This window comes from Labedella endophytica (assembly GCF_003990045.1).
In the GTDB taxonomy this organism is placed as follows: Bacteria; Actinomycetota; Actinomycetes; order Actinomycetales; family Microbacteriaceae; genus Labedella; species Labedella endophytica.
Map to the genome: position 1 here is coordinate 679,548 of NZ_RZGZ01000002.1, position 12,454 is coordinate 692,001.

The 12,454-nt window shown below is 67.7% G+C and carries 11 protein-coding genes and 1 tRNA gene; 6 read left to right on the forward strand and 6 right to left on the reverse strand.

What is annotated here, in order from left to right; genetic code table 11:
* Positions 1-25: 25 nt before the first annotated feature.
* Entirely contained in the window at positions 26-790 is a 765-nt protein-coding gene (locus tag ELQ94_RS06790; protein WP_166404673.1) for an SDR family oxidoreductase, read from the forward strand.
* Entirely contained in the window at positions 787-2,652 is a 1,866-nt protein-coding gene (gene nhaA, locus ELQ94_RS06795) for a Na+/H+ antiporter NhaA (RefSeq protein WP_127048508.1), read from the forward strand. Before ELQ94_RS06790 ends, nhaA begins: the two co-directional genes overlap by 4 nt.
* Here nhaA and ELQ94_RS06800 read toward each other — a convergent pair.
* The 4 genes from ELQ94_RS06800 to ELQ94_RS06815 all read right to left on the reverse strand — a co-directional run bounded on the left by ELQ94_RS06800 (position 2,649) and on the right by ELQ94_RS06815 (position 7,406).
* Positions 2,649-4,550 carry an ABC transporter ATP-binding protein gene (locus ELQ94_RS06800; protein ID WP_127048510.1) on the reverse strand — a complete coding sequence of 634 codons (1,902 nt, stop codon included), beginning with the start codon at positions 4,548-4,550 and terminating at the stop codon, positions 2,649-2,651. The two genes, nhaA and ELQ94_RS06800, sit on opposite strands and share 4 nt — an antisense overlap.
* A 112-nt stretch (positions 4,551-4,662) precedes the next feature.
* A complete protein-coding gene (locus ELQ94_RS06805) occupies positions 4,663-5,457 on the reverse strand; it encodes a transglutaminase-like domain-containing protein (protein WP_127048512.1) in 795 nt (264 codons plus the stop codon).
* Positions 5,458-5,481: 24 nt separating this feature from the next.
* A complete protein-coding gene (locus ELQ94_RS06810; RefSeq protein WP_127048514.1) occupies positions 5,482-6,147 on the reverse strand; it encodes a response regulator transcription factor in 666 nt (221 codons plus the stop codon).
* Positions 6,144-7,406 carry a sensor histidine kinase gene (locus tag ELQ94_RS06815; protein WP_166404674.1) on the reverse strand — a complete coding sequence of 421 codons (1,263 nt, stop codon included), beginning with the start codon at positions 7,404-7,406 and terminating at the stop codon, positions 6,144-6,146. The genes ELQ94_RS06810 and ELQ94_RS06815 overlap by 4 nt, the downstream gene beginning before the upstream one ends.
* 139 nt (positions 7,407-7,545) lie before the next feature.
* On the opposite strand from ELQ94_RS06815, the gene ELQ94_RS06820 reads away from it, so the two are divergent.
* Positions 7,546-8,475, forward strand: a complete 930-nt coding sequence (locus ELQ94_RS06820; RefSeq protein ID WP_127048519.1) for a CPBP family intramembrane glutamic endopeptidase — start codon at positions 7,546-7,548, stop codon at positions 8,473-8,475.
* Positions 8,476-8,505: 30 nt separating this feature from the next.
* On the opposite strand, the gene ELQ94_RS06825 is transcribed toward ELQ94_RS06820, so the two are convergent.
* Entirely contained in the window at positions 8,506-9,177 is a 672-nt protein-coding gene (locus tag ELQ94_RS06825; protein WP_127048521.1) for a pyridoxine/pyridoxamine 5'-phosphate oxidase, read from the reverse strand.
* 94 nt (positions 9,178-9,271) lie between these two features.
* Between ELQ94_RS06825 and ELQ94_RS06830 the strand changes: the two genes are divergently transcribed.
* The 3 genes from ELQ94_RS06830 to ELQ94_RS17770 all read left to right on the forward strand — a co-directional run bounded on the left by ELQ94_RS06830 (position 9,272) and on the right by ELQ94_RS17770 (position 10,734).
* Positions 9,272-9,344, forward strand: a tRNA-Arg gene (locus ELQ94_RS06830).
* Positions 9,345-9,549: 205 nt separating this feature from the next.
* Positions 9,550-10,548 (forward strand): hypothetical protein, encoded by a 999-nt coding sequence (locus tag ELQ94_RS06835; protein ID WP_127048523.1) that lies wholly within the window; start codon positions 9,550-9,552, stop codon positions 10,546-10,548.
* Between the two features lie 66 nt (positions 10,549-10,614).
* Positions 10,615-10,734: an AAA-type ATPase lid domain-containing protein gene (locus ELQ94_RS17770; RefSeq protein WP_481808297.1), complete on the forward strand. Its 120-nt coding sequence runs from the start codon at positions 10,615-10,617 to the stop codon at positions 10,732-10,734.
* A gap of 594 nt (positions 10,735-11,328) precedes the next feature.
* Here the strand turns inward: ELQ94_RS17770 and ELQ94_RS06840 are convergent.
* Positions 11,329-12,450 carry an acyltransferase family protein gene (locus tag ELQ94_RS06840; RefSeq protein WP_127048525.1) on the reverse strand — a complete coding sequence of 374 codons (1,122 nt, stop codon included), beginning with the start codon at positions 12,448-12,450 and terminating at the stop codon, positions 11,329-11,331.
* Positions 12,451-12,454: the final 4 nt, after the last annotated feature.

Sequence of the window (12,454 nt, forward strand, 5' to 3'; positions counted from 1 at the left end):
CCGAATGGAAACGGGCGGGAGCGACATGACCGTACCCGGTCCGCTCACCGGCCGGGTCGCCGTCGTCTTCGGGGCGACAGGCTGGATCGGACGAGCGATCTGCACCCAATTCGTTCGCGCCGGCGCGAGCATCGTGATGGTCGGGCGCGACAGCGAACGACTGGATCAGATGCACCAGCAACTCGGCGGCGGTGACCGGATCATGCCCGCCGTCGCCGACGTCACCTCCCCACTCGACGTCGACGACGCTCGACGTGCAGCCATCGAACACTTCGGGCACGTCGATCTCCTCGTCGTCTCATCCGGTGTCATCAGCGGCTCGGCGTTCGAGGACGGCGTGCCCGGCGACTGGGCCCAGATGATCGACGTGAACCTCCGTGGCCTCCTCCATGCCTCCCAGGCCTTCGCCGAACCACTGCTCACCGCGGCCGACCACGGCGGACCGGCGGACATGGTGTTCATCGGGGCGGTCAGCACCGACGTCCACGCCCCGCGGTTCGCCGTCTTCAATGCCGTCTCCGCCGCGATCAAGCAGCTCGCCCGCACCTTGAGGTACGAGTACGGTCCCCGAGGAATGCGAGTCCACATCATCGAGCCCGGATTCGGGGTCGATCCCAACCAGGTGAGCCGGGAAGAACTCGCTTCTCAGCCGTCGCGACCGCGATCCCGCGAGTCCTCACCGGTCACCCCTGAGACGATCGCGGCCGTCGTCGCTCTCGCGGCGAGCCTCCCGCACGGGGCAAACCTCGCCGAAGCCCTGCTTCTGCCGACCGAGAAGGTCTCCTCGTGAGCGCCGCGACGCGTCAGAAGCGCACCGCGCTCACCCGTCTACGAAACAGTCCTGAGGCACTCCGCGGCGCGCTCGTGCTGTTCGCAGGCACGATCATCGCGCTCGTCTGGGCCAATCTTCCCGACTCGAACTACGAGGCGTTCTGGCACCTCCCGCTCGGCTTCGAGATCGGCTCGTTCACGTTCGATCTCGATCTCCTGCACTGGGTCAACGACGCGCTCATGGCCCTCTTCTTCGCCCACGTCACCCTCGAGGTCCGCCGCGAGCTGGAACTCGGCGAGCTTCGGGACTGGCGTCGCGCCAGCGTGCCCCTCATCGCCGCCGTCGCCGGTCTCGTCGTCCCCGCGCTCATCTATGTCGCCATCACCTGGGGCAGCGGCTCCGTCGATGGGTGGGGCGTCGTGGTCTCCACCGACACCGCGTTCGTCCTCGGCCTGCTCGCCCTCGTGGGCCGGGCCATGCCACCCGCGCTCCGCGTCTTCCTCGTCACCCTCGCCGTCGCAGACGACGTCGGAGCCCTCGGCGTCATCGCCTTCGCCTACACCGATGACTTCACTCCCCTGCCGCTCCTGCTCGCCGCGGCAGGACTCGGAATCATCGCGCTGATGCGCTTCGCGCGCGTGTGGAGGGGAGCGCTCTACCTGCTGCCCTCCATCCTGGTCTGGATCGGGTTCCTGCTCTCCGGCGTCCACGCCACTCTCGCCGGCGTCGCCATAGCTCTGCTCCTGCCCATCTTCGCCACGCGGTTCGACGATATCCGCCGCGCCCACGACCACGTCCGCGCCTTCCAGATGGCACCCACCGCACGCTACGCCCGGACCGCAGAGAACTCGCTCGCCCGTGCGGTCTCGATCAACGAACGCGCCTACAACGCCCTCACCCCCTACGTCACCTGGCTCATCCTCCCGATCTTCGCCCTCGCCAACGCCGGAGTCCGGATCACCCAGGACTCGCTCCTCGACGCCTTCACATCACGCCTCACCTGGGGGATCATCATCGGATTGGTCGTCGGCAAGACTCTCTCCATCACCGTCGCCACCTGGATCATGACGCGCGTGCGCCCCGACGCCCTGAGTCCCTCGCTGCGCCTATCCCAGATCTTCGGCGTCAGTCTGCTGTCGGGGATGGGTTTCACCATCTCGCTCTTCGTCGTCGAGCTCGCCTTCGACGACCCGACCGACGTCAGCCGCGCCCAGATCGGAGTCATCGCTGCAACCGCGCTCGCGGCGATCCTCGGTGCGATCGCCTTCTCCATCCTGAGCGGCCGGGAGCGGCGTCGATTCCCGAACCGCGACCGCCTTCTCCGCCCGCTCGATCCCGACAGAGACCCCGTGTTGGGCGATGCGTCGGCCGCCATCATCACCGTGGTGGAGTACGGAAACTACGCCACGCCATTCGCACCCGGAGCCACCGAGATGCGCCACGAGATGATCGGCCGCTTCGGCAGTGATGTCTGCCACACGTTCCGCCACCTCCCACTGGAGGAGCCGCTCGGACAGTCGGCGGCCCTCGCCAACGAAGCCGCAGCAGAACAGGGACGGTTCTGGGAGATGCGCGACGCCCTTCTCGCAGAGGCGCCCATCCGCACCGAACGGCAGATTCAACGCGCCGCAGCGGCCGCAGGGCTGAACCTTCGCCGCTTCCAGCACGACTGGACGCACACGATCGGATCGGAACGAGTCGTCCAGGACGTCGATGAGGGGCACGACATGCACCTCACTCAAGCCCCCACCTTCTTCATCGATGGACGCCGATACACCGGCGCCATCGACCCTGACTCGGTCAACAGCGCAGTCGCAGACGCTCTCGCTCGAGCGCGTGGCCGCGCTGGCAAGCTCGTCGAGGGTGAAAGGGTCGACTAGGACCCGCTGAGCGCTTCCTCTTCCGCCGCGACGTTCTTCTGCACCGCGAACTGCGTGCGGTGCAGTTCCTCGTAGCGCCCTTCCGCGGCGAGCAGTTCGTCGTGCGTGCCGCGCTCCACGATGGAGCCGTCCTCGATCACGAGGATCATGTCCGCGCTGCGGATGGTGGAGAGGCGGTGCGCGATCACCATGGCCGTGCGTCCCTCGAGCGCCTCACTGAGCGCCGCCTGCACGGCGGCCTCCGACGTCGAGTCGAGAGCCGCCGTCGCCTCGTCGAGGATGACCACGCGCGGCTGGGCGAGCAGGAGCCGGGCGATGGTCATGCGCTGACGCTCACCGCCGGAGAGGCGATAACCGCGCTCCCCCACCATGGTGTCCAGCTGGTCGGGCAGGGAGCGGATGAGCGGCTCGAGCCGTGCCCGCCGCACGGCGTCCCACACCTCGTCCTCGGTGGCCTCGGGTCGGGCGAGGCGCAGGTTGGAGAGGATGGTCTCGTGGAACAGGTGGCCGTCCTGCGTCACCATGCCCAGGGTGTGCCGCATCGACGCGAACGTGACATCGCGAACGTCCGTGCCGGCGAGGCGCACGGCGCCGCTGTCCACGTCGTACAGGCGCGAGAGCAGCTGCGCGATGGTGGACTTGCCGGCACCCGAGGTGCCCACGAGCGCGACGGTCTGCCCGGGTTCGATCCGGAAGGACACACCGTGCAGCACCTCCTCGCCGCCGCGGGTGTCGAGGGTCGCGACCTCCTCGAGGGAGGCGAGCGACACCCTGTCCGCTGACGGGTAGGCGAAGCGGACGTCGTCGAACTCCACGGACACCGGCCCGTCCGGAACGGTGCCGGCGTCGGGCTTCTCCTGGATGAGCGGCTTGAGATCCAGCACCTCGAAGACGCGCTCGAAGCTGACGACCGCGCTCATGATCTCCACGCGCGCGTTCGCGAGGCCCGTCAGCGGCACGTACAGGCGGGTGAGGAGGAGCGCCAGAGTGACCACCTCGCCGGTGTCCAGCTGGCCGGCGAGCGCGAGGAAGCCGCCGAGCCCGTACACGAGCGCGAGGGCGAGAGCGGAGACGAGCATCAGCGCGGTGACGAAGACGAACTGCAGCATCGCGGTGCGCACACCGATGTCGCGGACGCGGGCGGCGCGGACGCGGAACTCCTCGGCCTCCTCGTCGGGCCGACCGAACAGCTTGATGAGGGTGGCGCCAGGCGCCGAGAACCGCTCGGTCATCTGCGTGCTCATGGTGGAGTTGTAGTCCGCGGCCTCGCGGCGGAGTGATGCGAGGCGGCTGCCCATGCGGCGCGCGGGGATGAGGAAGAGGGGAAGCATGATCACGGCGAGGACGGTCACGAGCCACGACGTGCTGAGCATGACGATCAGGGTGAGGATGAGCGCGACGAGGTTCGTGACCACGCCGGACAGCGTGCCGCTGAAGGCCTGCTGAGCGCCGATCACATCATTGTTGAGGCGGCTCACGAGGGCGCCCGTGCGTGTGCGGGTGAAGAACGCGATGGGCATCTTCTGCACGTGGTTGAACACGGCGGTGCGGAGGTCGAGGATCACGCCTTCACCGATCCGGGCCGAGTACCAGCGCGTCACGAGTGACACGGCTGCGTCGGCCACGGCCACGAGGGCGATGATCACGGCGAGCCACACGATCGTCGAGACCGCCCCCTGGCCGACGATCACGTCGACCACCTGGCCGGCCAGCACCGGCGTCGCGACCGCGAGGAACGCTCCCACGATGGAGAGGGCGATGAAGATCACCAGCTTGGCCCGGTAGGGCACGGCGAACGTCATGATTCGCTTCACGGACTCACGGGAGAAGCCGTGCTTACCGTCCCGAGCGCTCGAGATCTTGTACAGCGAGCTCCATGCTGCGCTTTCCATGCTCATGTTCGGTTCCTTCCGCCGGCACCAGGCCCAACGTAGATGACAGCTCGCGTTGTTCCCAGGGGTGGCTACAGCGCTGTAAATGACTCCGGAATGGAGCGCCGAGCGCGCGGCGTCAGCCGATGCTGAACGGGGATCGGTAGTCGTCGAACGGCAGCATGTCGGCCACGGCCGTCACGTGCACGCGGTCGAGCGTGAGGGCGCCGAAGTGGTTCGTGAGGAACGCGATGTCGGCCGAGTCGCGGCCCGTCGCGATGCGCACGAACGAGGCGCGGGGCGCGAGGCGAGTGGCGTCGATCACGATCCAACGACCGTCGATCCAGGCCTCGGCCACGGCGTGGAAGTCCATGGGCGAGACACCGGGCGCGTAGACGGCCACCACGCGGGCGGGCACATCGCGGGCACGCAGCAGTGCGACCACGGTGTGGGCGTAGTCGCGGCACACGCCCTGACGGCTCTGGATCGTGGTGGCGGCGCTGTCGGTGCCGTTCGTGGAACCGGGCACGTAACGGAAGTTCTCCGAGACCCACGCGCCGATCGCGTCGACGAGCTGCCCGCCCTGGAGGTGGCCGAACGTGGAGGACGCGAAGCCGTAGAGCTCGTCGGACTCGCAGTAGCGGCTGGGGCGCAGGTACTCGATGAGGTCGATCTCGGCGGCGGGCTCCATCGGGCGCTGTCCGAGCACCGCGGCGAGGTAGTCCACCCGGTAGGTGCCGGCGGGCGCCCAGAAGCGGTGAAGGCGCGTGCCGTGTCGACCCTGGACCTCGTGCACGGGGTGCTGGAGGCCGTTGCCGAACACCGTGATCGACTCGTGCTGGATGGGCGTGCCGGCGGCGACGGCGATCGACATGATGACGTCGCTCGGCGCGGCGAGCCGGAATTCGAGCATCGAGGTGACGGTGGCGGGCATCGTCCAATCCTGGCACGCCCGGGGTCAGAAACGGACCGTTCCGGGTACCTCTCCCCTGGCCGGTTCCGCGGCCCGAGCGAGCCGCAGGGCGAGGGCCGTTCGATCGCGCTCGTCGAACTTCCGCAGCAGCACCGAGACCGTGTTCTTCACGGTGCCGTGCGCGAGTCGCAACCGCAGCGCGATCTCCGCGTTCGACAGCCCGCGCGCCACGAGTTCCGCGACGGCCCGCTCGGCCGCCGACAGGCTCGCGAGGGGATCGGCGGCGGGCCGGTCGACCGGCGCCACCGCGGCGCGGGCCACGCGCGGGTCGATCACGAGGCCTCCCCCCACCACCTGGCGGATCGCCTGGCCGAGCGCGTCGGTGGAGACGTCCTTGAGGAGGAATCCGGCGGCACCCGCGTCGAGGAGCGACCGCACGAGCAGAGCGTCGTCGAAGGTCGTGAGCACGAGCACCGGGAGACCCGGGTGGTCGCGGGCACAGCGCTCCACGAGCCCCAGGCCGTCGAGCACGGGCATGCGCGCGTCGGCGAGCACCACGTCGGGCGCCGTCTCGGGGATCACGGCGAGCGCCCGCATCCCGTCCTCGGCCTCACCCACCACCTCGATGCCGTCCTCCATCTCGAGCAGCATGCGCAGGCCCCGCCGGAGCAACTCCTGGTCGTCGACGATCAGCACGCGGATGGCGCTCATGCCGCGACCACTGCCGCTGCGGTCCGCTCGTCCGCGGCGTCGACCGCGGCCGGGATGTCCGCGGCCGGGAGCCAGATCCGGAGCAGGAAACCATTCTCCGTGGGGTCGGCGTCGAGGGATCCGCCGAGCGTCTCGGCGCGGGCCCTCAGCGAGCGCAGCCCGAAACCATCGGCCACGGGAGCGACGGGACCCGAGCCGCTGTCCTCGATCGACGCGTCGATGCCGTCCGCGTGGCTCCGCACCCGCAGGTGCACCGTCTCGGCGTCGGCATGACGCACCACGTTCGTGAGCCCCTCCTGCACGAAGCGCACGAGCAGGAGGGAGTGCTCGCGCGACAGCTCACCCGCACCCGCGGTGTCGTCGTCCTCCACGGCGTCGTCCTCCACGTCCACCCGGATGTCGAGGCCTGTGGAGCGGAACGCGTCGGCGATCGCCGCGAACGCCTCGACTCCGCGGGCGGAGCCGAGCTCGAGCGGGTGCATGGCCCGCACGAGCCGGCGCATGCTGTCGAGCGCCTCCCCCACGGTGGCCCGCGCGCGCAGCAGCTCGGCGTGGGCGCGCTCGGGGTCGCGACCCTGAGCCCGTTCCACGAACTGCAGCGAGAGCCCCACGGCGGTGAGCCGGTGACCGAGCCCGTCGTGCAGCTCGCGGGAGGCGCGCTCCCGCTCCTGCGCGAGCACGAGGTCCTGCTCGGAGCCGAGGCGGCGGCGCAGCTCGTCGTTCGCGGCGGCGAGGCGGGCGAGCACGTCCTCGCGCTCGGCGCTCAACCGTTCCCGCTCGCGCTCCACGCGATCACCGTCGGACACGACGAGAGCGAACGCCGCCCCGAAGCCGGCGAGCACGGCACTGCTGATCACCTCGACGATCACCGTCTCCACGGGACTCCCCACCGCCAGATGCAGGGCGGTGACCACCGCACTGAGCACCCCGATGTAGATCACGGCGGCCCGGCCGGTGAAGGTGAGGGCGAGGAGGAGGCACGCGAGCCAAGCACCGCCGAAGGCGAGCGGGCCGTCACCGGCGATGAGGAGCGCGATGCTGCTCACCGCGAAGACGAGGACCGCCACGCGACGCAGCCGCGGCACCCGTCGCCACAGCACCCACGCTCCCACCGCCACGGCGAGCGCCGCGAGCGCACACACGGTCATCCACACGGGCCGCTGCGGAGCGAGATAGAGGCCCACGAGCAGCGGGCCGATGAGGCCGATGACGGCGGCGCCGTCGAGCAGGCGGGTGCGTCGAACGGATCGCGAGGGCATACCCCAGGGTAGGCACGGCGACGGCCCCACGGACGTGACCCGGGTCACGTCCTTGGTGCGGAGTGCGTGACCGGGGTCACCGCAGCCGGTGACCGGCGGGCCCGGTGCGGCTGCCCGCCCCCGCCCTAGCGTGCCGTTCATGACCTCTTTCGACCCCTCCTCGAGCGCGACGACGCTCCCCGCTCAGTCCTTTTCCAACCAGGCCGCCTCCGGTCCCCCCGACGCGACACCGCGGCTGGGCCTCGGCCCGCTCGGCATCGCCGTGCGAGTGGTCGTTGCGATCGTCGTCCTCTTTGGCGCGAACCTCGGGGTCGGCGGTCTGGCCGCGCTCGTCACCCTCATCCCGGGTGGGAACGACGTCATGTCCGAGACCACTCCCCTGGCACTCGCCGTGTTCGTGGGCCTCCAGGTCGCCATGCTCGCGATCGTCGTGACTCTGGTGGGCCTGTGGCTGCGGTTCGTGGAGCGGAGGACCCTGCGGAGCGCCGGCTGGACGTGGACGCGCAGCTCGGCGCTCTGGCTGCTGCTGGCCGTCGTCGTGGCCGGCGGCCTCGTCGTGGCGGTCACGGCTCTCCTGCCGTCCACCGGGCCCGTCGCCGACGCGGACTCGTTCGGTCCCGCCCCGGTGGCCTTCACGATCACGGCGCTCGTCTCGCAGGCGTTCCTCCTGCAGGGCATCCCCGAGGAGCTGCTGTTCCGCGGCTGGCTGCTGTCCGCGTTGCGGCGCCGACCGGTGCTCGCGGTGGTAGTGACCACGCTGTCGTTCACCATCATCCACCTGGCCTCGAACGGCGGCCAGCAGTCGGTCGCCGATCAGTTCCTCTACCTGGCGCTGCCGTTCGGCTTCGCGCTCCTCGCGGTGGGCATGCTGCTGTGGACGCGCTCGCTGTGGGCGGCCGTCGGCGTGCACGGCGGTTTCCACCTCGGCAACGCCGCCGCAATGGTCTTCCTGCCCGCGGTGGACCCGGCCCTGTCGTGGGTGGTCATCGGCGCCACGCACGCGGTGGTGGGGCTCGTGCTCGTGGTCACCGCTCTGAGGACGGGCCGCGGAATCGTGCTCGATCGCTGAGCGCGGCGGTCGGAGTGCCCGCGGCGCCGGTCAGGGCCAGAGGTCGCGCACGGTCCAGGCGGCGCTCTTCCCCGGGCGCGAGTAGTCGATGCGTTCGCCGTCACTCGCGGGGCGCAGCTGCACCACGTCCACGTGGTCGGGGATGAGGCAGTAGGCCGTCCACTCCTCGGGCACCTGGTCGGGGTTCTTCTCCACGGTGGCGAGGGCCTCATCGTAGAGCCGCTCCACCTCGGCGGGGTCGTCGCGTTCCAGTCCCTGGCGGCCGATGATCACGCCGGCGCGGGCCTTCGGGTGGCGGGCGGTGAAGTCCGCCTTCGACACCTCGCGGGGAGCCGCCTCCACGAAGCCCCGCAGCCGCATCTGGCGACCGGTGGACGCCCAATAGAAGGAAGCCTCAGCGATCGGGGTGTTGGAGATGGCCTGACCCTTCGCGCTCGTGGACGGGGTGGCGAACCACACGGCGTCGTCGAGATCCTTGAGGATCACCGTGCGCACCTGCGGAATGCCCGTGGGCGACACCGTCGCGAGGGCGAACGCATGGGCGACGGGGGTCTGTCGCTCCGACTCCTCCTCCAGCCACCGGCGCAGGAGACGCAGCGGATCCGCCGGAGCGTCGGCTGCGCGCAGCGGAGGCATCTCGGTCGGGCGGGTGGGGATATCGCGGAGCACATCGCGGAAAGAGCGTGCCGGAGCGTCGGTCATGCAGCGAGCCTAGAGATCGCTAAACGATCTAGCGACCCCCTTCCCTTCGTGTCCAGGAGCCCGAACGGATTCTGGTAACGTGAACGGGCAGTGCGCCTCCGTAGCTCAGGGGATAGAGCGCCGGTTTCCGGTACCGAAGGTCGGGGGTTCGAATCCCTCCGGGGGCACTTTTTGTCGCCACGGGCGACAGGCGTAGGAAGCGAAAGAGCCCGGCCACTGGCCGGGCTCTTCTTCGTTGGTGGAAGCTGGCGCGAACAGTCGACGGTGATGACCAGAACCTCCCTCGTCGCGTTCGGGTGGCAGGGGGATCTCTGCCTACGCGAACCCGAACTAGGGAGGAGTTGCAGCGCTAACTAGCATTACCTTGGGCGCGTGGCTCTCATCCCCCTACCTGACGACCTCGAACTCAAAATCGAACGAGCAGAGCACCACCTGCGAGAACTCGACGAGATGGTCACCGACTACACATCGGGCCTCCCGATGACACTGCTGCCGTCAACGGATGGGACCCGTATCGATGATCAGCAGGTGCCTTGGGGCGTGCGAGCCAACCTGCGCGAGCCACCCCCGCGTGCCATACGCGCCGTCGCGGGTGACGTCGGAAACAACATCCGGTCGGTGCTCGACTACCTGGCTCGAGCTCTGGTGCGGTCGAATGGCGGGACCCCGGTCGACGGTCCGGGCGGTACACAATTCCCCATTAGAGTGACGCCCTCAATGAAGGCCCTTGTCATTGCGGGGGGCGTTTCTGCAGGGGCCCTGACGGAAATTGCCACTTTACAACCCGGACCAGACGGCACTAAAAACCGCCATCCGCTTGCGCTTCTGAATCGACTCAACAACGGCGACAAGCACCAACAGCCGACCGTGGTGGCTGGCGGGCTGACCATCCCTTCGGCGTTCCGCATAGTTGATTTGGCCGCCGAGCCGCCCTATGGCATGGTGTCGAGCTTGCTGCGCTGGCTCGTGCATGACGAATGGGCAGTGATGCCAATGTTCCCGTTCCGCGAGGGGGCCGCGGTCACCGTGGATGCAGCGGTTGTGGAGACCATCGTTACGCTCGAAGGAGAAGGGCCAGTTCTTCCATCGATCGTGGATGACCTCGACTACCTGCTTCGATTCGTTCGCGACGACGTTGTGCCCCGATTCCGCCCCTACTTCGACGACCCCTGGCCCGAGGACGTGTTCTCTCACCACGCTGTGACAGACCCCATCATCGCAGCGAAGGCCCGCATCTTCGACGGGGTAACGGAAGCGCTGAAGGGCCTCGTCGATTCCTTTCCTTACCGAGACGAGATTGACGGGAAACCTAGGCTGCTCGTCCTTGGGCTGGCCGAGGGACTGAACGTGGATCCCAGACTCCTGACGTAGAGCTAACGGCCCGACAGGTGGAACCCCTGAATCTCCTCCTCGGAAGCGCCGCGAGCGCGGCAGACGCTGGATCGCGCCGTGGACATCACCCCGGGCGCCGCGCGCGCCCTCGCGGACTACGCGTGGCCCGGGAACGTCGCCGAACTCGCGACCGTGACCAAAGATGCCGCGACACGATCGACATGATCGACACCCGGCACCTCCCACCCGAACTCCTGTCCCGAGCGGAGCACCTTCCCCGCATCAAGGCCTTCGAACGCGACGAGATGGTGCGCGTCCTCACCGCGGTACCTCCATCGACGCCGCGACCGCCGAGCTCGGCATGAGTCGGACGATTGATCGGAGGATCGCGGTGTGTGAGATTCGGGTGCCATGCATATAGTTCATGAGCGCCAGCTGCTTGAAGTGACGACGGCGACGGTCGTCATCGTGCCGGCATCGAGCCCATCGGCGACCAGTTGGCCGCGCAAAAAGGGAATGGTCCATTGTGCGATTTCATTCATCTCGTGCGCTTACTCCCCGCGCTTCGAGGCCCAGGGACGTTGCGATCGAGACTCCCTTGACTGTGCCACGCGCCTTGAAGCACACCATGTTGGCCCCGCGCTGCGGTATTGCCCTTCCGGGGCATGGCAAACAACCGCTCAGATTGGTGTCGTACAGGCTGCGGCTGATCGTGGCCGACTGCGGCGCGTTGCCGTCGTTCTCAACATGCCACGCGGCCGTCGCCAGACCAGACTTTTCGCCCTTGTCTCGGGCCAGCTAATCCAGTCCGCATAGCAATCAGCGCGTCGGGACGACCTCGCGTTTAGGTTTGGGCTCCGTGATTCGCCTTACGAATTCTCGCCCTGGTCGTTCCACGAGGTAGTAGCAGCATGCCCCAGCCGCGACGACAGCCGCCATGCATGCCGCAAATACGGCCATGCGGATCAGTAGTCCCGAGTTCGCCAGGCTTTCGAGAGGCAGCACCTTGCCAAACACCATAAGCAAAAGAAAGTGAGTCATATAAACCGAATAGGAGATTTCTCCACCCCATTGCAGGACGCGCGAAGCGAGGACTCGTGCCAGGGGGCCCGTCGCGCCTACGCAACCAATAACGAGGAGGGCAATAAACGGAACTGCGATGAGGGCGATTGAGCCTTCCCCTCCTACCGCGCCAACAATCATGAGGATGGCAACGACAGACCCGAGAATTGCCCATTCCCACCGCGTGCTGAACCTACTATCGCCCAGCCAACGCCATCCTGCGAAAAGGAGAGCCCCGATCGTGAACTCTACCGAGATGCGGAGAAGCACCATCCAGCCGCCGGTAGGCGAGTCGTTGACGACAGATAGACCCATCATCCCTGCGGTTCCAGCAACTGCAACGGCTGCCGCAAGTAAGAATCCCTGTCGCCCTGTTCGAATCTTAGCCAGAGCGATAGCTAGTACCGGAAACACCAGGTAGGCCAGAAACTCCGCAGAGATAGACCACGCAGGAGGGTTCCAGCTACCGACAGCTGGTACCGCCTGCAACAAAAATACATTGCCTAGAAAAGACCCAGGTGAGTAGTTTCCTCCAGTTTCTAGCTGCATCCCCATCAAAGCTGCGCCGACGACTAAGACACCGGCGGCCGCAAGAGTGATGAGGTGCGCCGGGTAGACACGCGCGAATCGGAGCTGGATAAAGCGCAGATATTGCTTGCTCGAGAAGCTTGCGAAGCGGCCTGCGTAGTTGTACGCGATAATAAACCCGCTCAGGATGAAGAAGATCTCTACTCCGAGAAAACCCGATCGAACCCACGGGGCGACGATTTCAGCAGCGGGAAAGAGTGCATAAAGGATCAGCCGATAGTGCTCGATGACCACCCATGCTGCGGCGACCGCCCGAAGTCCTTGCAACCCATGAAGTTTCTCTAGCGCCATCTGC